At 37.9% G+C, this 25,536-nt stretch carries 25 protein-coding genes, 1 pseudogene and 1 other annotated feature; of the genes and pseudogenes, 8 read left to right on the forward strand and 18 right to left on the reverse strand.

The features are described from left to right. Window positions 1-346: 346 nt before the first annotated feature. The 4 genes from trxA to J3U50_RS06730 form a co-directional block, all read right to left on the reverse strand. Entirely contained in the window at window positions 347-667 is a 321-nt protein-coding gene (gene trxA / locus J3U50_RS06715; RefSeq protein WP_054607852.1) for a thioredoxin, read from the reverse strand. Window positions 668-671: 4 nt separating this feature from the next. Beyond that, the gene (locus J3U50_RS06720; protein WP_034534155.1) at window positions 672-1,406 is read right to left on the reverse strand and encodes a TerC family protein; all 735 of its coding nucleotides are present in this window, start codon (window positions 1,404-1,406) and stop codon (window positions 672-674) included. A gap of 79 nt (window positions 1,407-1,485) precedes the next feature. Beyond that, the gene (locus J3U50_RS06725; protein WP_054607851.1) at window positions 1,486-2,163 is read right to left on the reverse strand and encodes a glycoside hydrolase family 73 protein; all 678 of its coding nucleotides are present in this window, start codon (window positions 2,161-2,163) and stop codon (window positions 1,486-1,488) included. Then, window positions 2,163-2,615: a MerR family transcriptional regulator gene (locus J3U50_RS06730; RefSeq protein WP_054607850.1), complete on the reverse strand. Its 453-nt coding sequence runs from the start codon at window positions 2,613-2,615 to the stop codon at window positions 2,163-2,165. The genes J3U50_RS06725 and J3U50_RS06730 overlap by 1 nt, the downstream gene beginning before the upstream one ends. A 257-nt stretch (window positions 2,616-2,872) precedes the next feature. Here J3U50_RS06730 and J3U50_RS06735 point away from each other — a divergent pair, with 257 nt between their 5' ends. Further along, window positions 2,873-3,331, forward strand: a complete 459-nt coding sequence (locus J3U50_RS06735; RefSeq protein ID WP_368042536.1) for a C40 family peptidase — start codon at window positions 2,873-2,875, stop codon at window positions 3,329-3,331. A 62-nt stretch (window positions 3,332-3,393) separates the two neighbouring features. Here J3U50_RS06735 and J3U50_RS06740 read toward each other — a convergent pair whose 3' ends face one another. Beyond that, window positions 3,394-4,059 carry a histidine phosphatase family protein gene (locus J3U50_RS06740; RefSeq protein ID WP_301945900.1) on the reverse strand — a complete coding sequence of 222 codons (666 nt, stop codon included), beginning with the start codon at window positions 4,057-4,059 and terminating at the stop codon, window positions 3,394-3,396. 61 nt (window positions 4,060-4,120) lie between these two features. Then, window positions 4,121-4,387 carry a hypothetical protein gene (locus tag J3U50_RS06745; protein WP_034530962.1) on the reverse strand — a complete coding sequence of 89 codons (267 nt, stop codon included), beginning with the start codon at window positions 4,385-4,387 and terminating at the stop codon, window positions 4,121-4,123. 219 nt (window positions 4,388-4,606) lie between these two features. On the opposite strand from J3U50_RS06745, the gene J3U50_RS06750 reads away from it, so the two are divergent. Next, on the forward strand, window positions 4,607-6,700 hold the full coding sequence (locus J3U50_RS06750; protein WP_301945901.1) for an LTA synthase family protein: 2,094 nt from the start codon (window positions 4,607-4,609) through the stop codon (window positions 6,698-6,700). 109 nt (window positions 6,701-6,809) lie between these two features. Beyond that, window positions 6,810-7,571, forward strand: coding sequence for an ion channel (locus tag J3U50_RS06755; protein ID WP_301945902.1), 762 nt, complete (start codon window positions 6,810-6,812; stop codon window positions 7,569-7,571). Window positions 7,572-7,575: 4 nt separating this feature from the next. On the opposite strand, the gene J3U50_RS06760 is transcribed toward J3U50_RS06755, so the two are convergent. Continuing rightward, entirely contained in the window at window positions 7,576-8,565 is a 990-nt protein-coding gene (locus J3U50_RS06760) for an NAD(P)/FAD-dependent oxidoreductase (RefSeq protein ID WP_301945903.1), read from the reverse strand. Window positions 8,566-8,646: 81 nt separating this feature from the next. Here J3U50_RS06760 and J3U50_RS06765 point away from each other — a divergent pair, with 81 nt between their 5' ends. Together J3U50_RS06765 and J3U50_RS06770 are read left to right on the forward strand one after the other, a co-directional pair. Then, window positions 8,647-9,426, forward strand: coding sequence for an alpha/beta hydrolase (locus J3U50_RS06765; protein WP_054605332.1), 780 nt, complete (start codon window positions 8,647-8,649; stop codon window positions 9,424-9,426). Window positions 9,427-9,640: 214 nt separating this feature from the next. Continuing rightward, window positions 9,641-10,603 carry a nucleoside hydrolase gene (locus J3U50_RS06770; RefSeq protein ID WP_041152831.1) on the forward strand — a complete coding sequence of 321 codons (963 nt, stop codon included), beginning with the start codon at window positions 9,641-9,643 and terminating at the stop codon, window positions 10,601-10,603. A 40-nt stretch (window positions 10,604-10,643) separates the two neighbouring features. On the opposite strand, the gene J3U50_RS06775 is transcribed toward J3U50_RS06770, so the two are convergent. Next, a complete protein-coding gene (locus J3U50_RS06775; RefSeq protein ID WP_301945904.1) occupies window positions 10,644-11,447 on the reverse strand; it encodes a Cof-type HAD-IIB family hydrolase in 804 nt (267 codons plus the stop codon). A 64-nt stretch (window positions 11,448-11,511) separates the two neighbouring features. Next, entirely contained in the window at window positions 11,512-11,910 is a 399-nt protein-coding gene (spx, locus tag J3U50_RS06780; RefSeq protein ID WP_034534086.1) for a transcriptional regulator Spx, read from the reverse strand. A 245-nt stretch (window positions 11,911-12,155) separates the two neighbouring features. Here spx and J3U50_RS06785 point away from each other — a divergent pair, with 245 nt between their 5' ends. Further along, window positions 12,156-13,715, forward strand: coding sequence for a bifunctional UDP-sugar hydrolase/5'-nucleotidase (locus J3U50_RS06785; protein ID WP_301945905.1), 1,560 nt, complete (start codon window positions 12,156-12,158; stop codon window positions 13,713-13,715). Between the two features lie 57 nt (window positions 13,716-13,772). Here the strand turns inward: J3U50_RS06785 and rny are convergent, their stop codons facing one another. Further along, window positions 13,773-15,365 (reverse strand): ribonuclease Y, encoded by a 1,593-nt coding sequence (gene rny / locus J3U50_RS06790; protein ID WP_054607842.1) that lies wholly within the window; start codon window positions 15,363-15,365, stop codon window positions 13,773-13,775. 173 nt (window positions 15,366-15,538) lie between these two features. Continuing rightward, a pseudogene (locus J3U50_RS06795) lies at window positions 15,539-16,507 on the reverse strand (alpha/beta hydrolase). A 101-nt stretch (window positions 16,508-16,608) separates the two neighbouring features. On the opposite strand from J3U50_RS06795, the gene J3U50_RS06800 reads away from it, so the two are divergent. Continuing rightward, window positions 16,609-17,040, forward strand: a complete 432-nt coding sequence (locus J3U50_RS06800) for a helix-turn-helix transcriptional regulator (protein ID WP_034530974.1) — start codon at window positions 16,609-16,611, stop codon at window positions 17,038-17,040. A gap of 200 nt (window positions 17,041-17,240) precedes the next feature. Here the strand turns inward: J3U50_RS06800 and J3U50_RS06805 are convergent, their stop codons facing one another. The 6 genes from J3U50_RS06805 to J3U50_RS06830 all read right to left on the reverse strand — a co-directional run bounded on the left by J3U50_RS06805 (window position 17,241) and on the right by J3U50_RS06830 (window position 23,506). Further along, window positions 17,241-17,726 (reverse strand): S-ribosylhomocysteine lyase, encoded by a 486-nt coding sequence (locus J3U50_RS06805; RefSeq protein WP_053796214.1) that lies wholly within the window; start codon window positions 17,724-17,726, stop codon window positions 17,241-17,243. Between the two features lie 24 nt (window positions 17,727-17,750). Then, complete coding sequence (locus tag J3U50_RS06810) at window positions 17,751-18,626, reverse strand: MetQ/NlpA family ABC transporter substrate-binding protein (RefSeq protein ID WP_301945906.1); 876 nt, start codon at window positions 18,624-18,626, stop codon at window positions 17,751-17,753. Window positions 18,627-18,639: 13 nt separating this feature from the next. Further along, window positions 18,640-19,311, reverse strand: a complete 672-nt coding sequence (locus tag J3U50_RS06815) for a methionine ABC transporter permease (protein ID WP_053791411.1) — start codon at window positions 19,309-19,311, stop codon at window positions 18,640-18,642. Then, the gene (locus J3U50_RS06820; RefSeq protein ID WP_301945907.1) at window positions 19,301-20,344 is read right to left on the reverse strand and encodes a methionine ABC transporter ATP-binding protein; all 1,044 of its coding nucleotides are present in this window, start codon (window positions 20,342-20,344) and stop codon (window positions 19,301-19,303) included. Before J3U50_RS06820 ends, J3U50_RS06815 begins: the two co-directional genes overlap by 11 nt. Window positions 20,345-20,608: 264 nt before the next feature. Then, window positions 20,609-21,745, reverse strand: coding sequence for a 5-methyltetrahydropteroyltriglutamate--homocysteine S-methyltransferase (locus J3U50_RS06825; RefSeq protein WP_301945908.1), 1,137 nt, complete (start codon window positions 21,743-21,745; stop codon window positions 20,609-20,611). A 67-nt stretch (window positions 21,746-21,812) separates the two neighbouring features. Then, window positions 21,813-22,043 (reverse strand) — a binding site (T-box leader). Window positions 22,044-22,177: 134 nt separating this feature from the next. Then, on the reverse strand, window positions 22,178-23,506 hold the full coding sequence (locus J3U50_RS06830; protein ID WP_034530975.1) for an ammonium transporter: 1,329 nt from the start codon (window positions 23,504-23,506) through the stop codon (window positions 22,178-22,180). A 210-nt stretch (window positions 23,507-23,716) separates the two neighbouring features. On the opposite strand from J3U50_RS06830, the gene J3U50_RS06835 reads away from it, so the two are divergent. Continuing rightward, window positions 23,717-24,559, forward strand: a complete 843-nt coding sequence (locus J3U50_RS06835) for an SAM-dependent methyltransferase (RefSeq protein WP_301945909.1) — start codon at window positions 23,717-23,719, stop codon at window positions 24,557-24,559. A 19-nt stretch (window positions 24,560-24,578) separates the two neighbouring features. On the opposite strand, the gene J3U50_RS06840 is transcribed toward J3U50_RS06835, so the two are convergent. After that, window positions 24,579-25,454, reverse strand: coding sequence for a LysR family transcriptional regulator (locus J3U50_RS06840; protein ID WP_301945910.1), 876 nt, complete (start codon window positions 25,452-25,454; stop codon window positions 24,579-24,581). Window positions 25,455-25,536 lie beyond the last annotated feature (82 nt).

Below are 25,536 nucleotides of genomic sequence, written 5' to 3' on the forward strand. Positions count from 1 at the left end.
CGGATTAATCCTCCGCAGTTAGCAATTCTCATCTTCTCGTCTTCTTTCCATAAAAAAAGTCCCTGTTGTCTAAAACAACAGGGACGACTTATTTGTATTTTTACCGTGGTACCACCCAAATTAGTAACCACACGTAGTGGTCACTCACTCTCTAGAAATAACGACTCTAGTTGCCGTTCTTGGGTAGACACTATCCAATGTATTTCATCGAGATTAGCCTGATCGGTTCGCAGCAACCACCGACTTCCTGACACCCAGCTAATTCGTTACTTAGTTTGGAATAATTGTTTTGCTTTATTTGATTAAATTAAGATTAGCACTACAGATTTAATCCGTCAACTAAAATTTACATTTCTTCTAGTTTACGGTTTAGATAATGCGCCATCTTTTCCTTTGGATATACTCCAGTCACCTTTTCGACTGCCTTACCATTTTTAAATAAAACGATGCTTGGTAGTCCCATCACCTTGTATTGTTTTGCTACGTCTTCATTATTGTCGACGTTCATCTTACCAAAGTGAATGCGGTCACCGAATTCTTCTTCCATTGCTTCAAGCACTGGATCCATAATCTTACAAGGACCACACCATGGTGCCCAGAAATCAATGACGGTTATCTTGTTATCTGTTTCTTGTGCAAGATTTTCCCTTGTGATTGTTGTTGCCATTAGATTACCTCTTTGCTTTGCGAATAAAATGAATGATGAAGGTTACGATAAATGTAACCAATACGATTAAACCAAAGTGAAGTGGTTCAATTTCAATATCAATCATTGGAATTGAAAGGATTAGCTTCAAAGCGATCACTGCGATTAAGAAGTATGCCATTGTCTTTAACTCTGGTACCTTCTTCATCACTAACATGATGACTTCGGCAATTCCTCTCATACATAGGATCCCGATTAATCCACCTAGTAATACAATCACTGGATTATCAGAAATTGCTAAAGCAGCTAATACGGAATCAACGGAGAAGACAATATCCATAAATTCAATTTGTAATACTGTCATCCAAAAACGCTTACGATTGGATTCGTTGGCAGATTGCTTGAACATGGATTTTTTCTGTTTGTCAGAATGAGCGAAGTGCGCATAGACTAAGTAGAAAAGATATAATCCACCAACAACCTTTAATTCCCAGATATGGATTAGAAATACCCCTAATCCAATAATGATAAATCTAAAGATGTAAGAACCCCAAAGACCATAGAATAATGATTCTTCTTGTTCCTTCTTAGTTGGTAAAACTTGAGCCTGCGTGGCTAAAACCACCGCATTATCAACTGACAGTAAACATTCGATTAATACTAGGGATAAAATAACAACCCATGCATCCTCCGAAAAGATTACGTTATGCCAGTTATTCAAATCGAAAAACGGACCATATAATTTACTTAATAATGGTATCACCTAAAGTCTCCTCTTCTATTTTTCTACTATTATATAAGATAAATTTTTGAAAATATAGTTTTAACTATTAAATTTTTTATTTACTAATTTGATCATCGTACTTAGCTAAATTGTATTGCTTAATCAATGCAATTAAGTTCTTTGCGTAGTTAGGATCGGTTGCGTAACCATTCTTTTGTAGCATCTTAGCTTGTTGTTCATAGCTCATAACATTTTTTTGCTTAATGAAGTTAAGTGCTGTCACAGTACTGTGGTTTTCAACCGCATCATAGACGCTTGGGTACTTTCTGAAAGTAGCAGGAATTGAAATCTTCTTCTTGTCACCTTCACGAACAACCTTAACACCCTTAGCTACAGGTGTATCGTTACTTACGTATTCATCAGTGTAGTATTGGATTGATTTTCCCTTGTATGTTCCCTTCACACCGAAGATGTTGTATGCCTTCTTGTATAGTTCTGATTGACCCCAGTTAGATTCTTGGATAGCTTGGGCAATCACAACACTTGGTAACACAACGTGTTGTTTGTTCCATACTTGAACGGCTGGTTTAGCGATTGTTTCGGCAAACTCATGACGCTTCTTAGCAGCTTGTTCTTGTGCTTCTTCAATTCTTTGTTGATCAGATTTTTGAATTTGGTTTTCTCGGATTGTACTGTGCACTTGCTTTGCAACCTTATATCCACCAAATAATACAATCACAATTACAACTAACCAGACAATCTTCTTAGTTAAACTCATTTTCTTTTTTCTCATCATTTATCCTTCTTTTTTATATCGACAACACGATATTTTATTTCGTCATTCTCATCAACTGCGGCATATAATATGGAAGTTTTTTCTTCATTAAAGTAACCTAGGTTGACAACTGGCTGACCATCGATTGTCTCAACGTCTTCAAAGGCATTCATCATAAACCTTCTTAAATAGCGCATCTTAGCGATGTTTTCAGAAGCTGTCTCATTGGCAGCTGTAAGGGTGAATCCCTTATCTAAGTAATGCTTAATTAATGTTACTTTATTTAAGTTTTCCATATTAAAAACGCGAGATCTACTCTTATCGTCTCTAATTGAGGTAATGTAACCTTTTTGTTCCCAGTAACGAAGTTGACGTGTTGACACGTCCATCATCTTGCTGACTTCCCCGATTTTAAAAATTAGACGATTAAGGTCTATTTTTTCGGGAAATAATTTCTTTAAGCCCGACATTTCAACGGTTCCTTTCGTGTAATCTACATAATAAATTTACCACAAATTTGGAACCCTTTCATTACTTTAATTGGGTACAGTAAATATTAAACACTAAAATTATAAAGATTACATTAAAATTGCAAAGTTTTAATTAATTTGAAACTACTTTGTTACATTCTTGAAATATTAATCCCTTATCATATGAAATATATTGAGATAGAGAAAAAAACGAGAGAGATTTTTTATAAGAGAGAGGATTTTGAGAGATGAAAAAAATGATTACTAAAATTGCTATAACCGCAGTCGCGTTTACTTCACTACTATTTGCAGGTGCCGCTGCAAGTAACAACAACACAGCCCACGCTGATACTAATACCCAATTTACTTCAGTATACAGTGTTGCTAAGTCAAAATTAGGTGACCGTTACGTTTACGGTTCAGAAGGTTCACGTACTTTTGATTGTTCTGGTTTTACAAAATACATATACAGACACGGTCTAGGTGTTAATTTACCTAGAACTGCGCAACAACAATACCACTACTCTAAAAAAGTTGGTAAGAAGCAACTTCAAAAAGGTGATCTAGTATTCATTGGTTCATCAAAGAATAGCATTTACCACGTTGGTATGTACATCGGTGGAGGCAAAATGATTGATGCTCAAAACCGTGGTGTTATCCGTGAAAGCATCCATGCTCCATGGTGGCACGTAGTAGCTTACGGTCGAGTAGCTTAATTTCATCTCTTAAAATCCAAAAAAGACGATTACAAAATGTAATCGTCTTTTTTTATATTCTTTTATTGAACGTTGTAATCTGTAATCTTAACTTGATTGTCGCTTACTTCCATCTTAGTAAGACTGCCATTAGCTGGGCGTTCAGTGACGTCGTATTTACCTTCACCAAAACGTTCAACCAAACTCAATACCGCGTTTCCGTGACTAATTAATAGGACGTTATCGCCATCGTGGATGTTCTTATCATTTCTGATTAGGTCTAATCCTTGGTCCCAACGTTTCCAGTATTCTTCGTTGCTTTCAGCTTGATGGAAAGGATCGGATTCCTTTAAGAAGTCCTTAGCTTTACCGATTGAATACTTGGTAACAATGTCTTTGAATGTTGGCAAACCATGAGGTGCTCCAGCAACGTACCAGGTTTGATCCATATCATTTCCTTCGTAGTATCCGTAGAATTCTTCTCTTAGGTATTTAGAAATGGTTGGTTCTTTGACTGAATCGGCCTTGTTACCATCTAAGATGATCTTTGCGGTATGCATGGCTCTGGTGGTGTCACTGCAATAAGCTGCCGCAAAATGGGTATTGGCTAGCTTATCAGCAGTCTTTTTTGCACCCGTAATTCCTTTATCGGTCAAAGGTGAATTACTCCACCCTTGCAAACGATTGTAAATGTTAAAGTATGTTTGTCCGTGACGGACAACGTATAGATTAAATGTGATAACATTCATCCCCTTTTTTAACTGGTAATAATAGAATATCACTAATAAAAAAAGTTAGACAACATTCTGCCTAACTTAATTCAGTATTATAGTATTTAGACGCAATCTTGTGGTAGCGCAACTTATCTAGCGTCTTATAAATTATCATTTGTAGTTCGTGTAGTTTAATGATAGTGTAGGAACTCAATTGGACTAAGATTAATCTTTCAGTACGATTGATAATCTCTTGGTTACTAGTCAAAGCTAGCAAGTCACTATGGACCATCTCTGGCATGAATTCAATTATTTGTCCATCACTTAACTGAACATTTAATTTTTTAGTATTACCTTTTAGCAATGCCGTCATCCTCCTACTGATTTAACTTTATTTTACAACATTTGCATAATTTTGCAACTATATATGGTGATAGATATTTTTTATTTTGCCACATATTGTGGTGATGTTTTTATGACACGAAAAAAACATGCCTTTTTGACTTCGGTCTGTTAATATTAAGTATGAATTATATCAAAGGAGCTCTTCATTTTGAAAGCGATAAATTATCTGCGCTCTAAAATGTCCACTAGGTTTGGATTCTTCATTCTACTAGTTGTTTTATTTTGGGCTAAAACTATATACGCATATTTCACTGATTTCCAATTAGGACTTGCAAATCCGTTTGAATACTTCATAGCATTCATCAATCCAATCGCAACTACCATGCTTTTGTTTGGACTTGCAATGTACATTAAATCAAGTCGATTATTTTACCCTATTATCCTATTGATCGATGGGTTAAACACTTTACTACTATATTTAAACGTTATTTATTACCGTGAATTTACCGACTTCATGACAGTAAGTACCATGACCGGTTACTCAAAGGTTAACCAAGGACTTAGCGGATCATCACTTGCACTTACCATGCCACATGATGTCTTCTACTGGTTAGATATCGTTTTAGTATTACTTCTACTATTATTTAGAGTAATTCGCATCGATAACAAGAAGTTCGGTGGTAAGGGCGCATTCGCCATTACTTCGGTTGCCGTGTTAATATTCACCGCCAACCTATCATTTGGTGAAATGGCCAGACCACAACTTCTAACTAGAACTTTCGACCGTACATACATCGTTAAGTATCTTGGCGTTGATTCATTTACAGTCTATGACGCCATCTCCACTCAACACACTAAGGACTTGCGTGCAATGGCTACCAAGTCAGAAATGAATGACGTGCGAAAGTTCATCAACAAGCATTACGCCGCCCCTGAAAGATCGATGTTTGGATTAGCCAAGGGTAGAAACGTAATTATCATTCACTTGGAAAGTTTCCAACAATTCCTAATCGATAAAAAGGTCAACGGCCAAGAAGTCACTCCATTCTTGAACAGTCTCTACCATAGTAAGTCAACAATTGCCTTTTCTAACTTCTTCCACCAAGTGGGACAAGGAAAGACATCCGACGCTGAAAACATGCTAGAAACCAGTACCTATGGATTACCTCAAGGTTCAATGTTTACCCAATTCGGAAGTGACAACGTCTTCCAAGCAGCTCCTGCTATTTTGAAACAAGATAAGGGATACACTTCAGCAGTATTCCACGGAAACGTTGCTAGTTTCTGGAACAGAAACAATGTTTACAAGAACATGGGTTACCAATACTTCTTCGACGAAAGCTACTACGATACTTCCGGCGATAAAGCACTTGGTTACGGTTTGAAGGATAAGCTATTATTCAGAGATTCCGTTAAGTACCTTGAAAGATTACAACAACCTTTCTACGCCAAGTACATCACTGTTACTAACCACTTCCCTTACTCAATCGATAGCGAAGACAGTAACTTTAAGACTACTAACACCGGTGATACCAAGGTTGATAACTACTTCAAGACTGCTCATTACCTAGATCAAGCCATCCAAGAATTCTACGCATACCTACAAAAATCAGGATTATTGAAGAATTCAATCATCATGCTATATGGTGACCACTATGGTATTTCTAACTCAGAAAACCTAAGCCTTGCTAGAGCATTGGGTAAGAACCCTAATGACTGGACTGACTTTGATAACGCACAACTACAACGTGTTCCATTGATGTTTAACATCCCTGGCATGAAGAATGGTTACATCGACAAAACCTACGGTGGTGAAATCGATGTCTTGCCTACTCTACTTCACCTATTGGGTGTCAACACCAAGCAATACATTCAATTTGGAACCGACTTATTCTCCAAGAAACATGACACTGTCGTTGCATTTAGAAACCGTGATTGGGTAAGTACTAAGTACACATCCATCAGTGGTACTATTTACAGCAACAAGACCGGTAAGGTAATTCACCCTACCCCTCATCAAAGAAAAGTCTTCAATAAGATGCAAGCTCGTGTTAACACTGAGTTATCATTCTCTGATGAATTGAACGAACAAAACTTACTTCGTTTCTACACCCCTAGCGGATTCACTCCGGTAAATCCTAAGGATTACAATTACCAAGATGGTTTCCAAAAGGAACTTGGGGCTGAAACAGAATTGGGTAAGAAATCTACTAGTTTGTATGACAAGCTAAAGAAGAAATCCACTCAATCCCTATACAAGACCGATGCACCAGAATTAAACCATTCAGGTGGATCATCTCGAATCTCCAAGAACAACAACGAAGATAACTAAAAGAAAACGACCAATTGAAAGATTGGTCGTTTTTTATTTGCTTTAAACTAACTTAAAGGTAAAATGATTATAATTGGATTAAGAGATAGAGAAAAAGTGAGTTGAAATAATGAAACAATTTAAAAATAAAACCGTCGAATTGATTTATAGTCTGTTTATTATTTTTATCGCCGTCGCATCCGTTGTGATGGTCGGTCTAGACTACTTCGGCGTTATCAACATCTATCATGGTATTTTAGGAAATATTTACTATGGTATCTGGATCTTTTACATTATTGATTACATATCCGGCTTTCTATTGGCCAAGAACCACAAGCAATTCTTATTAGAAACATCGTTGGACTTAATTTCATTAATTCCAGCCCATCCGATCTTCGTGGTATTTCGTCTATACCGTGTGATTAGAATCGTCCGTCACTACAACCTATTTTGGAAGTTTGGTTGGGACGGAAAAGTGACCGGTGGAATCCACCGTTTCATTTACGACACTGGTTTTATCTACCTATTCTCAATCAGTATCGTGATTTTAATCTTCAGTGCTTTGATTTACTCACACTTCGAACAACATGATTTATCCACCTCATTATGGTGGGCAATTACAACCGCCACTACCGTTGGTTATGGTGATATTTCGCCGCAAACCGCTGGTGGAAAGCTAATTGCCGCATTCCTAATGTTCGGTGGAATTGGTTTTATTGGTTTGTTGACCTCTACGATTACCGACTTCTTCACCCATGGTGATAAGGACGAAACAGACGATAAAATCGATCAATTAACCAAACAAATTCAAGCTTTGACTAAGGAAGTTCAAAGCCTTGAAAAGACGGTCAAAAAAAATAGCACCCCATCAAAGGATGCTAAGAAAAAATAGTTTTTTATGATAATTGAGTACTGTGAATTGGTGCTCGATTGCCTGGGTATAGGTCGTTCATAATCGCATTGATTGTGATTGGAACTTCACCGAATCCAGTCGCGATGATAGTTTGTTTACCATCGTATTTGGCTTGGTCACCCACGGCGTAAATGTTCTTGATATTAGTTTGAAGATTGCCATCAACCTTTGTGGCATGGTGGTCTTCTTCGATATCTACATTCCAGCCTTGCATGTCTTTATTGTTAGAAATGAAACCGTAATTTACTAGAATCTTATCAACATCAATATCGATGAATTCATCATCTGTCTTCATCTTCTTAGCGTGGACTCTAACTTGGTTATTGTCCACGTTTTCTAATGACTTAATTAAGTAAGGAGTCAATAGTTTGACGCTTGATTGCTTCAATAGGTTAACGGTGTGTTCTAGCCCTCTAAACTCGTTTCGACGATGCAATAAGTAGACTTCATCGGCAATATCTTCTAGCATTAGTGCTTGATCGATTGCTGAATCACCACCACCTGCGACTAAAACTTTTTTATTTTTAAAGGCATCTAAGTCCGAAGCGGTGTATACTAGTTGTTGGTCTGAGATTGTTTCGACACCATCAGCGCTTAGTTTACGTGGGTTAAATGCCCCGTTACCAACCGCAATAATGATGGCTTTAGTTTTGGTAATTCCCTTATTTGTGGTAACCTTAAAAACGTCGTCAATTTTTTCAACGTTGACTACTGTTTGATTCAACTTAATGTCACCATCCATGGTGGCAAGTTGTTTCTTCAAGTTAGCCACTAAATCACGACCTGAAATCGCAGGATAGGCTGGGATATCTAGAATCGTTTTTTCTGGATATAATGCATTTACTTGTCCCCCTAGTTCTGAAAGACTTTCGATGATTTGGAATTTGGCGGTACGTAGTCCGGCATAAAAACCGGCAAACATTCCAACGGGACCTCCTCCAATTATCGTAATATCATAGATTTCATCTGACATTTTATTTTAACTCCTTTTATTTTGGTGTTATTTAATATATTATGTATCTTATAATTATACTTTAGCAAAGGAAGAACAATTATGCACAGCAAACGCAGAAAAATTATCATTGGGATTGTTTTGATTATTGAAGCAATTGCCCTATTCATCACTACCTCATGGATTTTTAGAGGTCGTGTCCTAAATGATGTGAAGGTAGACAAGACAAGAACTGCAACTATCTTCATCCCCGGTTATGGTGGTAACGCCGTTTCAACCGATGACTTCATTAATCAATTCAACGATCATGGCATTGCTAAGCGTGCTCTTCGTATTCATATTTCTAGCAATGGTAAGGTTACTACCATGAAGAAATATGTCAAGAAGATTTCAGCTGACAACCCATTAGTTCAATTAATCTTTGAAGACAACACTCACCCAATCAAAGAAGCTAAACAAATGAAGAATGTGATGACTTACCTATACAAGACTTACCACATTAAATCAGTTAACTTCTTAGGACATTCATCAGGTGGTCAAATCGCCTACGAATATATGGTTAGAAACCCTAACCAAAAGGAAGCTCCTAAGATTAACAAGTTCGTAAGTATCGCCAACGACTACCCTGCTGGTGATAAACGTGCTAAGAACTTACCACGTAACTTAAAGATTTTTAACATCGCAGGAGAAATCTACAACGTTGGTACTGATGGTGAAGAAGCCGTGGATATCGTTAAACCAATGGGTAAACTAGTTAAGCCTTACGTTAAGAGCTACACATTCTACCTATACCGTGGAGATCCAATTTCTGCTGAACATTCAATGTTGCACGAAAACCCAACATTGGATAAAACAATTGCTGAATTCCTATTTAGAAACTAGCAACCAAAATCTCGATTTCGTTTAGAAGTCGAGATTTTTTTATTAACAAATTTCTCATTTTCGTTAAATTTGTTCGTATTTATATGTCATTTCCTTAAAAACTTCTTAGTATCCCCTTTTATTTTGGATGGAAAGCCCATATAATTAAAGTTAATGAAAAATGTTCACGGGCAAAGATCCGTGAGGGGAATTAATATTGGGAGGGTTTTTCATTATGGCAAAGCAAAAAATTATCTTAGACGTTGATACAGGTGTCGATGACGCAATGGCTATCGCCTATGCTGTCGCTGCCCCTAACGCCGATTTAGTAGGTGTTGTGAACTCATACGGAAACGTATTGGTAGAACAAGCCGCTAAGAACTCACTAGAAATTCTAGACCTATTAGGTGCTACTGACGTACCAGTATTTGAAGGTGAACCACATTCACTAGAAACTGACAGTTTCGAAGTAATGGAAGTTTCAGCTCATATTCATGGTGTTAACGGTGTTGGTGAAGTTGAATTACCAGCAAGTAGCCGCCAAGTGGAAGAACAATCAGGTGTCGACTTCATCATCGAAGCCGCTCACAAGTACGGTAAGGATTTAACAATCATCCCTACTGGTCCACTTACCAACCTAGCCTTAGCATTACGTAAGGACCCATCAATTGCCGACTTAATCGGTAACGTTACTCTAATGGGTGGTGCTTTGACTGTTCCTGGTAATGTTTCTGATGCTGCCGAAGCAAACATCAACCAAGATGCTACTGCTGCCAACGAAGTATTCAGAAGCCCACTACACGATACTATGGTTGGTCTAGACGTTACATTAAGAACTCTTCTAACTAAAAAAGAAACTCAACAATGGCGTGACTTAGGCACTGTTGCAGGTGAAAAGTTCGCTGATATCGTTGACTACTACATCGATATTTACGCTGAAATGTACCCACACCTAGGTGGTTGTTCACTACACGACCCATTAGCCGTTGGTGTTGCTTGTGACCCAAGCTTCGTCCAAACATTGGACCTAGACCTATTGGTTCACACTGGTGAATTAAACTACGGACGTACTACCGGTGATACTGCTCACCTAGACGATCCAAATCCTACTGCTAGTGTTGCTATCCAAGTAGATGAAAAGCGTTACCTAAAGACATTTATGGAATACTTGAACTACTTATTCGCAAACAACAAGTAAACAAAAAGGACTTAAACTTCTCGTTTAAGTCCTTTTTTATTTATTCATTAAAGTATTTGTGTAGAAATACCGCTACCCCATCGTCATCGTGATCGACAGTAACATCTGTGGCAATCTCCTTGATTTCATCGGAGGCGTTGCCCATCGCAACACCGACATTGGCAGCTTCAATCATTTCGTAATCATTTTCCGCATCACCAAATGCCATCAGGTTGGAAAAATCCAATCCTAAGTGCTTTAACAAAATATTTAAACCGTAAGCCTTACTCATGTTTAATGGCAAAAATTCCATGATTTTGGGCTGAGAACGGACGATTTTATAATGGTCAGTAATTTCTGCTGGAAAATTAGCACGTGCATTATCCAATGCCGCAATTTGTTCTGACATGATGGCCTTACTGTATGGTTTGTTCTCTAATTCCTTGAAATCAATTGGAACGAATTCAAGTGGTGAATTCAAGACTTCCTTATAGGTTGATTTAACCAAATCGGTTAATTCGTAGACCTTTTCAAAGTCTAGAATGTCCAATGGTAAGTCGTTATCAAATGCGTATTGATGAATTAAGGAAAAATCTGCTAGGGTTAGTCCCTTTTGGTTTAGCACCTTTTGATCGTGATTTCGAATCACCATGCCACCATTGAATGTGATGGTGTAATCATTTGCCTCGGTTAGACCAAGTTGTTTTACATATGGCCAGACCGCATTAATCGGGCGACCGGTACATAGGACAACGGCGATTCCCTTTTTATGTAATTTTTGTAGTGTTGAAACATTTTCATCACTAATTTCTTTGGCTGAATTCAATAGTGTATTGTCTAGATCCAGCGCAATCATTTTTATCATAATGTGACTCCTTTTGAGTGAATAAAAAAACGACATTACAAAGTAATGCCGTCACTCTAAAATATTAAGCTTCCAACTGTGATTCTAATTCTTTTAGTTCAGTTTCACGAATGGAACGGGGTAAGAAACGACGAATTTCTTCCTCATTGTACCCAACTTCCAAACGTTTGTCATCAAACACAATAGGACGTTTGATAAGGTCTGGATACTTGACAACTAAATCTACCAAGTCTGATAGTGACAAGCTATCAAAATCGATGTTTAGCTTTTTGAAAATTTTGGATCTTGTTGAAATGATGTCTTCGCTCCCATTTTCAGTAAGACGTAAGATTTGTTTTACTTCGTCCGCATTCAATGGGTTAGAATTGATATTTCTTTCGCGGAAAGCAATATCGTGGCCCTTTAACCAGGCTCTAGCTTTACGACTGGATGCACTACTTGGTGCTACGTAAAGATTCAACATTTATATCACCCCTTAATCGCTTAATTTTTATAAAAACAATTATGGTTAGGTTAGTAGTACTTACTAAATGTAAATACAATTAACTGTAATCATCTTAACATACCTATAAGATAAATCAATTTAAATTTTTATTAAGAAAAGGTAAATGTTAATCAAATCTTAATTTTTCATTTTTAAAAAAGTGATAAAATATACACAACAAAAGAAACGGAAGAATCATGATAATTCAATACGGGGGTGGCACGATGAAAATAAATCTTTTAGAGACAAGTGATACACACGGCTTTTTGTTCCCCACTAACTATGTGAACTTAAAGGACGATAAACCCTTTGGGGTGCTTCGTTGCGCTACAGCAATCAAGGATCTTAGAACCAAGCTGGATAACGTCGTAGCCATCGATAACGGGGATTTCTTGCAAGGATCAGCATTGGCATACTATATTGCTGAAATCAAAAAACAATCCGCACCAAAACAAATTAACGACGTCTTTAATGCCGTTGATTACGATTTTGGAGTATTAGGAAATCATGAGTTTAATTACGGATTATCATACCTACACAACACCATAAATGAGTGTAATCGCCATTTTCTTTGTGCCAATATTATTGATGAAGATGGTACCCACCCATTTGGTAATCCATATGAAATTAAAGATATTAATGGTGTAAAGGTCGGATTCTTGGGTCTAACCACTCAAGGTACCACTAAGTGGGAAAAGAACTCCCATTTAGCCGGTCTAACCTTCCTTTCTGCCAAGGACACCGCCGCCAAATACATCCCTGAAATGAGCGAAAAAACCGATTTAAACGTCATCGTTTATCACGGCGGAATCGAACGTGATGAAGAAGGTGTCCCAACCGAAGTCTTAAATGGTGAAAACGAAACATACGATATCCTAGCACATGTTGACGGTGTCGATGCCATTATCACCGGTCACCAACACAGAAAGATTGCTGGTCACCTATTGGGCGTCCCAATCATTCAACCAGGTCATCGTGGTCAATACGTTGGACACATCGAATTAGATGTTCAACAAGATGACAATGGTAAATATTTTGTTCAATCCAGTGAAGTCGAATTAATTCCAACTAAGAAGTACCAAGTTGATCATGAAATCGCCAATAAGTTGGACGACATCCAAGAACAAATCAACAAGTGGTTAGATGAACCAATGGCTCATATCGAAGGATCAATGGACTTTGATTACGCCTTTGAAGCACGTTTAAACAAGACCAGTTTCATCCAGTTCATTCAAAACATTCAGATGCAAACTATGGGAGTAGACATTTCGGCAACCGCCCTATTTAATGATGAAGCTCACGGTTTTGAAAATCCGATTACAATGAGAAATATCATCACTAACTACGTTTACCCTAACAGTCTATCCGTGCTTAAGATTACTGGTGCCGAATTAAAGGCCGCCATGGAAACTAGCGCCAAGTACTTTGACTACCAAAACGGTAAGATTGGTGTGAACCATGACTACATTTTCCCTAAGCTAAAGCATTACAACTACGATATGTATGAAGGTGTCGACTACGTGATTAACGTCGCTAAACCAGTTGGTCACCGTATCGAAGATTTGACCTACCATGGCAAACCAATCGATGACGACGCCGAATTAAAAATCGTGTTAAACATCTATCGTGCCGTCGGTGGTGGAAACTACCAAATGTTTTCTCAAGACAAGATTATCAAGTCAGATGATCGAATGATGAGTCAATTAATCGCTGATTACTTAAGAGAACACAAGACCATTAAAGCTGAAAACAATCATAACTTTAAGGTCATCTACAGACCATAAAAAAAGAGTTCCAAAACTTCATGTTTTGGGACTCTTTTTAGTTTAACAATAATAGCATTAAGCTTCTTTAACTGTATTATGATTGCGTTTCTTATTCTTACCAACGTATTGAACAGCTTTTAATTCACGAATAGTAGTAACCTTAATCTTACCCGGATAAGTCAATTCATCTTGAATTTGATCCTTAACGTGTTTAGTCAATAACTTACTGTTATCATCATTTAACATTTCAGGATTTACAATAATTCTGATTTCACGTCCAGCCTGGATGGCATAGCTATCGCGAACACCCTTGTGTTGGTTAGCAATGTTTTCTAGGTTACGTAGACGACTGACGTATTCTTCAATTGATTCACTTCTAGCTCCTGGACGAGCACCAGAAATGGCGTCGGCGGTGGCAACAAGAATAGCGATTGGATCAGTTGGTTCAACGTCACCGTGGTGAGAAGCAATTGAATTAACAACGACTTCGTTTTCACCAAAGGCCTCAGTTAGTTTGACCCCTAATTCAACGTGGGTTCCACCAACTTCGTGGTCAATGGCTTTACCAATATCGTGAAGTAATCCAGCACGCTTGGCCAATTGGGTATTCAAACCTAATTCGGCAGCCAAGGCACCGGTCAATTGAGCAGTTTCAATTGAGTGGTATAAAACGTTTTGACCATAACTAGTTCTAAACTTCAATTTACCAATAATCTTCATCAAGTCAGGATGAACACGTCCAACGTGGAGTGAGTGAACAACTGTTTCACCGGTTTCACGTAAAGCCGCGTTAACCTTTTGAGTAGTGGTATTAACCAGATACTCGATGTTGCTGTTGGTAAAGTGACGAGAAATGATCAGACTTTCAATAGTTGTACGAGCAATTTCTCTTCTAATTGGATCATGAGTAACAATGTGAAGTAGTAATGGGTAGTCTTCATCAAAGATTAAATCAGTTCCAGTTAGTGTTTGTAGTAGACGAACATGTTGTTCGTCCTTACCAATTAACTTGGATTTGATGTCGCTACTTGGCAAGGCAATGTTTCTTTCAATGTGACTTCTAGGTTCATCCCTAGGGCCTCTTTGAATAGCTTCAATTACTAGGTCATTAGCAATCTTGTTAGCGGCAACCTTGCTTTCGGACAAGTTGTACTTAACTTCGATGTCTTTTTCACGACGAAGAGCGTTTTCGGTATGATTCAACACAGCATGACGAGCATAGTTCTTATCGATATGACTGATTGATTGAAGTGTCAATTCACGTTGTTGCCAAATGTCTTCGGCTTGATGCATGACGTCATCGATATCATCTTGGACCTTAGCTTGTTCATCGCTGCGTTCATTTAAATCATTAGTATATTTAGTTAATCGGTTCTTCATTTGTTCCAAGTACTTTTCGTGTTGGTTCAAACGGTTTTCACGGGTGATATTTTCTTCTTTTTGAGACTCGATTTCATCGTCTGCAATCTTTTGGTATTGCATGATGTCTTCTTTGTCATCAGCAATGATTTGCTTAGCCTTTACGGCAGTCTCATCGGCGGTCTTTTGTAAATGTTGTGCAGCCTTACTTTTGGCAGCGTCAACTTGACCCTTGATGCGCATATCACTAACCCAAAAACCTAATAAAGCACCAGCGATTAAAAATACTAATGCGGCTAGTTCAATCAAAAAGCGTCCTCCTTTCTGATTATTTTTATTTATTTTTTTAACGAATATTAAACGTATTGTTTGATGGTGTTATTACACACTATCTATAATAACATTTAACCCCCTATTTGATACACTGAAAGTTTTTAAAATTACGAAAAAGGCGCTAGATTCAACATCTAACGCCTTTAATATTATTTAAAATATTTGTTCAAAAATCCCTTAATTGTATCAACATACAACTTTGGATTAGTTTGATAAGAAGCAGCATGGGCTGCATTTTTCACAACAAGTAGTTGTTTTGGTCCCTTGCTTGCCTTGTATAGTGGGTAAACCATGCGAGTTGGTACGAACTTATCGTTGGCCCCATGAATGAATAGCATTGGACGGTGATTCTTCTTCACTTGGTTTAGTGATGAAGCTTCGTACATGCTGTATCCGGCTCTAATGTGGGTAATTCCACTTAGGATTGGAACCAATGGCCAACGTGGGAATGCTGGCATGTTGTAAAGTTGACCGGCTTCGTAGTTAATTTCATCGGAAACACTGGTGTAACCACAGTCTTCAATGAATGCTTTAACTTGGTGTGGCACGTCTTTTTCACCGGATACCATCATGGTAGTAGCTCCCCCCATGCTGACACCAAACATCACGATTTCAGTCTTTGGTCCTTGGTACTTGATGACTCTTTTCATCCATTTAATGTAGTCGAGACGATCTGGCCAACCATAACCAACGTAATTACCCTCGCTTTAGCCTTGGCCCCTATCATCGGGAGTTAAAACGTTGTAACCCATTTGATGGAAGATGTAGGCATAAGGAGCCATCTTTTCCTTACTACCCATGTAGCCGTGGGCAATCACCACGGTCTTGTTAGTCTTCTTCTCTGCTGGAATGTAGTTAGCCACCAGCTTTAAGTTTCCGGTCGCAGACTTTTGGGTCCAGTGAATCTTTTTGACGTTGTAGTACCACTTGGTACCTGGATATAGTGGTGAATTCTTCTTAATTTTATCGTTACTTAAAAAGGTCTTGTGTGAAGGAACCACGGCGACGTTGTAAAAATACATCCCCGCGCCCACAAAACCAACTACCGTCAATACGATTAAAGTAATCACGGTCGCTAGTAAGATTTTGGTTTTCTTTTTCAAGATAGTGCTCTCCATTTCAGTATTTAATAATTCGAGTATAGAGTTTCAATAAAAAAAAAGCAACTACCCGCCAATTTAACGCATTTTCGGTTATAATATGCGTAGAGGTGTTGTAAATGTTTCCGATTCGATTAAGAGCTCTTCGTAAAGGGCAACATATCAGTATGAACCAACTTGCAAACAATCTAAACGAAAGATTTCCAGAAGATGAACACAAAAATACCCCTTCACAAATTGGTAATTGGGAACGTGGGATTCGTTCACCTTCGTATGTCGAAATCAAAAAACTGGCATTGTACTTCAACGTCAGCATGGATTATTTGACAGGAAGAACTTCTGTTGAACATTTCAATCTAGGTAGCGTCTTGATGGAGAAAAATGAACTAACCTTTGGTAACCACACTTTGGATCAACAAGATCGATACGAAGTATACCAACTTATCAATGGTTATCTTCATGGCAAGGACCGTCAATACTTAGAAGACGGTGAACAACCAGAAGCATACCAAGAAGAACTTAATTTAAATTTTGATGATTATAAAATGTAAAAAACTCCAGAATATTTTCTGGAGTTTTTTTCGTAATTGTACATAGCACTCATTTTTTGTTTTTTAGTCGATGAAAGATATGGGGTCTGCCAACATATGCCCATGTCATCAATAAGAAATAACCTAACCAAAACACAATAAATGCGACGGCGCGGAACCAATAGTATTGCCATAAATCCATATCTTTCACCTCATTTGTTTTAGATTACTTTTCGTTCGTATGGTTCAGTACTAATTTGTTCGTCCAAAATAGTCTTGCACCATTCCTTTGCTGAGAATAATGAATGATCACGGTAGTTACCACAGCTTTCTGCAGTAGTACCTTGGACATCTTCCCATTCGATGTCATCTCTGATTGCTCGTAGTGAATCCTTTAATGCTAACGCTACCTTATCGTTTCCAGGGTTACCCCAGGTGATTAAATGAAAACCAGTACGACAACCGAATGGTGAACAGTCGATAACACCGTCTAAACGGTCACGTAATAGTCCTGCAAGTAAATGTTCAATGGTATGTAATCCGGCAGTTGGGATTGCTTCTTCATTTGGTTGAACTAGACGTAAATCAAAGTTAGCGATTGTGTCGCCGTTTGGTCCATGTTCTTCTGTGATTAAACGCACGTAAGGTGCCTTTACTGCTGTGTGATCTAATGTAAAACTTTCTACCTTTGTTTCTACTTTTGCCATAATAATCTTCCTTTCAAAAACGAATTAGTATTTAAATGCTGGTAAAGATACGCCCTTGTATTCCTTTTCGATTAGGTCGTATACCGCTTTAGAATGGTATGCGTTAACCACCTCCTTATAGGTCTTGTTGTTTTCTTCTGAAGTCTTAGTTACCAAGATATTAATCCATGGCTTGTTGTATGAATCGTTGATGTTTGGTGCGATTGCAAAAATTGAATCTTTAGCTGGGTTCAAGTGGTTAGCTTGAACGAAGTTAGAGTTGGTAATTCCAGCTGCGAAGTTAGGTAATAACTTGATGATGGCTGCTGGGTCGACTTCGATGATTTGTAACTTCTTAGGGTTACTTGTGATATCAGATACTGTTGGTGAGTAACCTTTAGCTGGGTTAGTCTTGATTAAGCCGGCCTTTTCCAATACCTTCAATGCTCTACCGGCGTTAGTTGGGTTGTTTGGAATGGCAATCTTGTCGCCTTCCTTTAGATCCTTAACGTTCTTAATCTTCTTTGAATAGATGTTCAAAGGTTGGATATAAGTGTTACCAATTGCGGTAAGCTTGTAGTTCTTTTGACTTACTTCTTGGTGTAGGAATGCATAGTGTTGGAAAGAGTTAATATCAATTTGACCACTATTGGTTGCTTGGTTTAACGCTTCACCGTCACTGAATACTTTTACGTCAGCGTAGATGTGTTTACTTGCTAATTCCTTGTTCACTTGTTTCCAGATTGGCACATCGTTACTACCAATAATTCCGACGGTGACAACCTTTTTGCCCTTGGCGCTTTCGCCTGACTTGTTGTGACCAGATACGATAATGAAACCTAATACAACGACTAGAATCGCTACTAAGATAGCTGATAAACTAGCGACTTTCTTTTTATTATGACTACTTTTTTGACTCATATAAAACGCTCCTTTAGCGGGTTAATAGTTCCGCGATTAATGTTCCAATTACTTGGACAATTGTGACTAAGATTAGTAATACGATGATGCAGGCCATCGTTACATCAAATTGGTTTTGTTGGTATCCATATTGAATGGCGAAGTTTCCTAAGCCCCCTCCACCAACAACTCCGACGATGGCGGTTAGTCCGATTAGACTAACGATTGTGGTAGTAGTCATTCTAGTGATACTAATGATACCTTCATGTAGATAGATTGACTTCACAATTTGGAAGTTGCTTAAACCGATTGCCTTACCGGTTTCAATTAAACCAGGATCAATTTCGTTTAACGCTGATTCAATCTGACGGGCAAAGAATGGTGTAATTCCGACAACCAATGGGAAGATGGTCCCGGTTACCCCGATGGCAGTTCCAGAAATCAATGTAGTTAGTGGAATTAACGCAACAATTAGAATGATGAATGGAATACTTCTAAATAAATTGATTAATTTATCGAAGATATTAAAGATGATGAAGTTGGGCTTAATTCCATCGTGCTTGGTGACTACCAAGATGACTGCGATGACCAAACTGATAATTAATGAAATAATTCCGGATAAGATCACCATTTCAATCGTTTCGACAATTGATTGGGTGAATTCAGGCCAGTTCGTTCCAACGTTTGGAAATAGACTATTCAACATCGTTAATCACCTCCACTTCAATTCCAATGTTTAGTTTTAATTCCTTGTAGGCATTTTCGATATCTTCCTCGTTTCCTTCAACGGAGATAATCAACCCACCAACGAGTTTACCTTGGATTAATTTGATATCACCTAACAAGATGCTGATGTCGACGTTGTACTTTCTAGATACCAATGAAATAACTGGATCAATCGTGTTTTCATTGTTGTAAGTCACCCGAATTAAGCGGTGACCTTCAGGTAAACCTAGTGCTTGATACAATCCCTTTGAAACGTTTAAGTTGGTGGTTGTCTTGACGAAACGTTTGGTAATCTCTTCTTTTGGATGGGAGAAAACATCATAGACGTTTCCAGTCTCAACAATCCGACCATTATGTAGAACAGCAACATCTTCACAGATTTGCTCAATTACTTTCATTTCATGGGTTACCACAACGACTGTGATATTAAGTTTTTGATTTAGTTCTTTTAAGATTTCCAGGATTGAATCCGTCGTTTCCGGATCCAATGCACTAGTCGCTTCATCACAAAGCAATACCTTCGGGTCATTAATCAACGCTCTAGCAATCGCTACTCTTTGCTTTTGGCCTCCGGAAAGTGAATTCGGATATGCATCCGCTTTGTCGGATAGACCAACCAATGATAGTAGTTCGTCAACCTTAGCTGCCGTTTGCTTCTTTCCGATTTTTTTGTACTTAATCGGCAATGCGACGTTTTCAGCAATCGTTCTTTGGGGCATCAAGTTGAACTGTTGGAAAATCATACTGATTTCACTTCTCAAATCAATTAGTCCCTTTTCACTCAGTTCGTTGACCACCGTATCAAGATATTTGATGGATCCTGAAGTTGGTAGTTCCAAACCGTTAATACAACGAATTAACGTCGATTTACCGGCTCCGGAATATCCGATGATACCGAATATCTTACCTTGTTCAATTTTTAAATTTACACCGGACAAAACCTCGTTTTGTCCTTCATCAGTTTCGAACGTTTTATTGACGTTTTCAAAACTGATAATGTCGGTCTTACTCATATCTTCACCTCCTAATAAAAAACGGCATCCCTCGATTATTTATAATCAAAGGACGCCGTTAGCGTGGTACCACCCAGTTTGGTAATTTTCATTACCCACTCATCGTAAATTACGATTAATTGAATATCGGCAATTGACCGCATCCGTTGCTGGACGATACCTCCTAGACCATCTATAGAAAAATTAACTTACTGCTTTTCACCATCCGCAGCTCTCTATCAAAGTAATTAGTCTACTCTTCTATTCATTGGTATGTTTTGTTTATTATTCGCCCCAGATCTTCTTAGCAGTGTCGACTACTAATCTAATCTTGGCCCATTGTTGTTCTTCCGTTAGGTGGTTTCCTTCTTCAGTTGAAGCAAATCCACATTGAGTACTTAATGATAAGTGTTTTAAATCTACATATTCGGTAGCTTCGTTTACACGTTGAATTAAGACTTTTTGATCTTCTAGTTCTGGACGTTTGCTGGTAACTAGACCTAAGACAACGTCTTTTCCTTTTGAAACTTCAGCAAGTGGTGCAAAGTATCCTGAACGGTCATCGTCAAATTCTAGGTAGTATGCTTGAACGTTTTCCTTACCAAATAGTGTTTTGGCAACCGGAGCATAGCCACCTTTTGATGCCCATGTTGATGCGTAGTTACCACGACATACATGAGTGCTGATACGTAAGTCTTCAGGTAAGTCGCGAATGGCTTCGTTGTTGAATTTTAGGTTTAAGTCTAGTAATTGTTGGAGGTTATCAAAACCATCTTTTACTAATGCCCAACCATCTGGATCAGCAAGTAAGCCCCAGGTACAGTCGTCTAACTTAACGTCGCGACAACCAGCATCGTATAAAGCAAGAATTAAATCGTGGTATGCCAAACCTAAATCATGAATTAATGCGTCGGTGTCAGTTCCGTATACCTTTTGTAAGGCGGCGACATTTTCAGGTCCTCTTACTAGTTCTAAGTAACATTGAGCTGGTGATGGAATGCTTTGTCTGGCAATCACTTCATCATTGTCTTCAATCAATGATTGTAAGTACTTGAATGCTAATAAGTCAGGATGATTAGGATTGAACTTAATCTTGCCATCTAATTGAGCTGAGTCATTTCTGGTTTCAACGTCATGGAAGATGTAACCATGTTCTTGTTTGGTATGTTTGATTCCATCAAAACCCCAGAAGGTATCTAAATGCCAGTAGCTACGACGGAATTCACCGTCAGTAACAATCTTTAAACCGTTAGCAATTTCTTTTTTAACTAAATCTTTGATCAACTTGTTTTCAATCTCAGTCAATTCTGCTTTAGTAATCTTTTCGTTGCTGAAGTCTTCTCTTGCTTGCTTTAGTTCCTCTGGTCTTAAGAAACTACCTACGATATCAAAATGTTTTTGCTTAGTTGCTACTTGTGTCATATCAATCACTCCTCTAAAGTTTTAATGAATTTTTTATCAAATAAAAAAATCCGCTCCTAGTATAAATACTAGAAGCGGATTCCGCGGTACCATTCTAATTTGGATGCAGCTTACACTACATCCCTCACTAACGTCTATCAACGTGTGCAATTAATAATGGTTGCCACCCCATCAGCGTTTAAGTATCGACGCTGCCAATTAACGGGCCATCTTCACCTTTGTCGAATCGATCTACTCACAGCTACCGTAGACTTTCTGAACTATCTTCAAGGGTTACTCTCCCGATCTTTTTGTTGTCTGATTTATTTGATTGAATAAATACTAATGCCGTAAATAATAAAAGTCAACACTTTTTATCATATTTTTCTAATTTATTTTTAATTAAACAAGCAAAAAGACCGCTATTGCGGTCTTTTGAAAGGTATAATATTTTTAATCTTTTGGTAGATTTGGATTGTCTAAGTGGTTAATTTGCCCCTTAAACTCATCAGCGTTAACTTCGATATCCTTACTGTGATCCTTGCCAGTTTCACCGTATGAAACCATGTAATCGGCAGCTTCACCGTGTTCTACGATATCTAGTCCGGCTCTTTCTTCTTCTTCAGTTACACGCATTGGCATTACTAGTTTTAGTAGTGAAATAATAATTGCACAAGCCACTGCAACGAAGATGATTGTTACTAAAGTAGCGATGATTTGAGTTAGGAATAACTTGAAACCACCACCGTAGAATAGACCATTGTCTACAACTGAGCTGTTTACTGCCTTAGTAGCAAATAGACCAGTCATGATACTTCCGACCATTCCTGAAACTCCGTGACAACCGAATGCATCAAGTGTGTCATCTGCACCTACTTTAGCCTTTAGCACGTTTACGTAGAAGTAACTTACTAGAGTAGCAACGATTCCGATTGCAAAAGCTCCGGCGATAGTTACGAAACCAGCAGCTGGAGTGATACCAACAAGTCCACAAAGTGTACCAGTACAGATACCACCTAATTGTGGCTTACCAACAAAGTGCATATCTAATAGCATCCATACCATCATTGAAGTTGCGGCAGCAACAGTTGATGTCATGGTAGCTTGCATTGCGACATTGTTTACACCTAAAGCTGATCCGGCATTGAAACCATACCAACCAATCCAAAGAATGGTAGTACCTAACAATACCCATGAAAGGTTGTAGTGCTTAGTTTCTTTACCAAAGTTTAAACGCTTACCTAGGTAAATGGATAATACCAACGCAGTAACCCCTGCATTAATATGTACGACAGTTCCACCAGCAAAGTCTAAAGTACCAAGCTTTGCTAAGAATCCAGTTGGTGACCATACCATGTGTACCATTGGGTAGTAAATGATAATTGACCATAGTATTACAAACCATAATAAGAACTTGAAACGAATACGACCAACAATCGCACCAACGAATAGCGCTGGAGTAATAACCGCAAACATCATTTCAAAGATTGAGTAAATGCTTACTGGAATCTTAGTTGGTGTAAGTGATGTAAGATCAATTCCATTCATAAATGGATGGGCTAGGTTCCCAATAAATCCACCTATATCACCTGAGAATGAAAGGCTGTAACCAAATACAACCCAAAGAATAACTGCTAAACCAGTCATAATGAATACTGACATGGTAGTGTTAACAACGTTTTTCTTTGAAACTAGGCCCCCATAGAAGAATGCTAGACCCGGTGTCATAAACAGAACTAAAATACTTGAAATAAAAACAAATCCCGTACTTGCTAAATCCATCAATATCTACCTTCATTTCCTTATAATGTTATATCATGTAACATATTATATCATTAAAATTAAATAAGTACAGGGTTAATTGTCTTTAATTTGAATTTAAATCCAAGTTTATGGCACATTATGTTATATCATATGACATAATACCCTCTTTTTGCATTCATCTCGGTTTTCCCATAAAATAATAATTAAGCAACTCAAGGGAGTTAGACAATGGATAAAAAGAAACTACTTAAGAAAATGAAGAAAAATAAAAAAATCATTCATAAGCCTTCATACATCGAAAGAATGAAGAAGTACTATGATTTATTCAATGATTTTTCTGACATTAAATATCTAATCAATAACGTTTTAGAAGCAGACCGTTTATTACAACAAAACCAATTACCACAAGATTTACCGGTATTGTTATTGCCTGACGATATCCAAGACACCATCTTCGCTTACGTGAACGAAAAGTACCCAATGGGCGACCCTAAGGGCGACGCCGTCTGGAACCAATTCGTTGATCAATTACCAAAACTAGATCAAGACTTACGTGAATTCCGTGACTACTTAGAAGAACAATACGGGATGTGGGCATACATCTCCGCCCCATTCACCAATGACATTGCCAAGTTCTTAAATGGCAAAAAAGCCTTGGAAGTGATGGCCGGAAATGGATACATCTCAAAAGGATTACGTGAGAATGGTGCTGATGTCATTTGCACCGATAACCTTGCATGGAAGAAGGAAAACGAAACCGGTAAACATCTAGTTACCGACGTTGAATCATTGGACGCAATCGATGCCTTCAATAAGTACAAGGACGACATTGACTACATCATCATGTGCTGGTCACCTGATGGTATCGATATCGACTGGAAGTTATTATCAGCCATCCGTGAATCTGGTAAGGACATTCCACTAATCACCATTGGTGAAAAGTACGGTGCCACCGATTCTAAGCAATTCTGGGACAACGCAGAATTCATCGAAAACGATGACGTTAAAAACTTAAACCGTCACCACAAACCATTTGACTTAATCAAAGATCAACTATACTTAGTAAAATAAAAAGACTAGTTCGTATGAACTAGTCTTTTTTGTTGATTAAATTAATTAATTCTCTAATTGGTTCTGAAATGCTCTTTTCCTTTGGTGTGACAAGACTCATCTTCAAGAGAGAATGCATATCGTTAATCTTTAGAACATTTAACTTTGATGCATCAATTGAATCTAAATAAGATGTCGTCACAAAAGTAACAGCCTTCATTTCTTCGGCAATTCTGATACAGCTTTGGTAGTTGTTCAGTTCAAATTGGTAATTGGGCGTAATCAAATGACTAGCAAAATAATCATCCATCATCCCTCTAATAAAGTACCCATCCCTAAGTACGGCCATATCCTTGTTCTTTAATTCACTGGATGAAATAAAATCCGTTTCGTTCTTATCTTCAGAAAAATCCAAAGCGACAATTTCATCGTTAAAACTGGCATGCGTGACAAGCTGAGAATCACTAACATCCTCATATAGCACACCAATATCAATTTCGTTTTTCTTCAGTGAAGATAAAATCATATTGGTTTCCATTTCGTGAATCGATATCTTTAGGTTATTAAAATGTTTCTTTAAACGGTGGATATATTTATAGATAAATTGGTTACCAGATATCCCAATCTTTAGCGTCGCAGAATTTGGATCATTGAACTGACTAGCAACTTGATTAAGTGAGTCCACTTCTCTTAGCACCTGTCCAACTTTTAAAGTAATTTGTTTACCTTCTTCAGTTAGCTTAATATTGCGTCCAACCTTATTAAAGAGTTTGACACCAAATGCATTTTCTAACTGCTTAATTTGTTTACTTAACGCTGGTTCACTAATAAGGAGTTCTTCAGCGGCCGTTCGATAGTTCAACTTTTCCGCTAATTTATAGAAATATGATAACTGGTTAAGTGTATAGTTTTCCATCCATATGAACTCCCTTTCTTTAATTGATAACTTATTGTTATCAATATAGTAACACATTGATAATTGTTGGCCCCTTATTTTG

Origin of the sequence: Lactobacillus sp. B3795 (assembly GCF_026535805.1) — a bacterium.
Taxonomy (GTDB): domain Bacteria; phylum Bacillota; class Bacilli; order Lactobacillales; family Lactobacillaceae; genus Apilactobacillus; species Apilactobacillus kunkeei_C.

What these genes read in the sequence shown, in the direction of transcription:
- J3U50_RS06800 (WP_034530974.1), top strand. Translation starts at nt 16,609, where the DNA reads ATGTTTCCGATTCGATTAAGAGCTCTTCGTAAAGGGCAACATATCAGT.
- J3U50_RS06755 (WP_301945902.1), top strand. Translation starts at nt 6,810, where the DNA reads ATGAAACAATTTAAAAATAAAACCGTCGAATTGATTTATAGTCTGTTT.
- J3U50_RS06805 (WP_053796214.1), bottom strand. Translation starts at nt 17,726, where the DNA reads ATGGCAAAAGTAGAAACAAAGGTAGAAAGTTTTACATTAGATCACACA.
- J3U50_RS06810 (WP_301945906.1), bottom strand. Translation starts at nt 18,626, where the DNA reads ATGAGTCAAAAAAGTAGTCATAATAAAAAGAAAGTCGCTAGTTTATCA.
- J3U50_RS06735 (WP_368042536.1), top strand. Translation starts at nt 2,873, where the DNA reads ATGATTACTAAAATTGCTATAACCGCAGTCGCGTTTACTTCACTACTA.
- J3U50_RS06825 (WP_301945908.1), bottom strand. Translation starts at nt 21,745, where the DNA reads ATGACACAAGTAGCAACTAAGCAAAAACATTTTGATATCGTAGGTAGT.
- J3U50_RS06740 (WP_301945900.1), bottom strand. Translation starts at nt 4,059, where the DNA reads ATGAATGTTATCACATTTAATCTATACGTTGTCCGTCACGGACAAACA.
- trxA (WP_054607852.1), bottom strand. Translation starts at nt 667, where the DNA reads ATGGCAACAACAATCACAAGGGAAAATCTTGCACAAGAAACAGATAAC.
- J3U50_RS06815 (WP_053791411.1), bottom strand. Translation starts at nt 19,311, where the DNA reads ATGTTGAATAGTCTATTTCCAAACGTTGGAACGAACTGGCCTGAATTC.
- spx (WP_034534086.1), bottom strand. Translation starts at nt 11,910, where the DNA reads ATGTTGAATCTTTACGTAGCACCAAGTAGTGCATCCAGTCGTAAAGCT.
- J3U50_RS06765 (WP_054605332.1), top strand. Translation starts at nt 8,647, where the DNA reads ATGCACAGCAAACGCAGAAAAATTATCATTGGGATTGTTTTGATTATT.
- J3U50_RS06770 (WP_041152831.1), top strand. Translation starts at nt 9,641, where the DNA reads ATGGCAAAGCAAAAAATTATCTTAGACGTTGATACAGGTGTCGATGAC.
- J3U50_RS06730 (WP_054607850.1), bottom strand. Translation starts at nt 2,615, where the DNA reads ATGTCGGGCTTAAAGAAATTATTTCCCGAAAAAATAGACCTTAATCGT.
- J3U50_RS06820 (WP_301945907.1), bottom strand. Translation starts at nt 20,344, where the DNA reads ATGAGTAAGACCGACATTATCAGTTTTGAAAACGTCAATAAAACGTTC.
- J3U50_RS06835 (WP_301945909.1), top strand. Translation starts at nt 23,717, where the DNA reads ATGGATAAAAAGAAACTACTTAAGAAAATGAAGAAAAATAAAAAAATC.
- J3U50_RS06725 (WP_054607851.1), bottom strand. Translation starts at nt 2,163, where the DNA reads ATGAGAAAAAAGAAAATGAGTTTAACTAAGAAGATTGTCTGGTTAGTT.
- J3U50_RS06785 (WP_301945905.1), top strand. Translation starts at nt 12,156, where the DNA reads ATGAAAATAAATCTTTTAGAGACAAGTGATACACACGGCTTTTTGTTC.
- J3U50_RS06750 (WP_301945901.1), top strand. Translation starts at nt 4,607, where the DNA reads ATGTCCACTAGGTTTGGATTCTTCATTCTACTAGTTGTTTTATTTTGG.
- J3U50_RS06830 (WP_034530975.1), bottom strand. Translation starts at nt 23,506, where the DNA reads ATGGATTTAGCAAGTACGGGATTTGTTTTTATTTCAAGTATTTTAGTT.
- J3U50_RS06840 (WP_301945910.1), bottom strand. Translation starts at nt 25,454, where the DNA reads ATGGAAAACTATACACTTAACCAGTTATCATATTTCTATAAATTAGCG.
- J3U50_RS06760 (WP_301945903.1), bottom strand. Translation starts at nt 8,565, where the DNA reads ATGTCAGATGAAATCTATGATATTACGATAATTGGAGGAGGTCCCGTT.
- J3U50_RS06775 (WP_301945904.1), bottom strand. Translation starts at nt 11,447, where the DNA reads ATGATAAAAATGATTGCGCTGGATCTAGACAATACACTATTGAATTCA.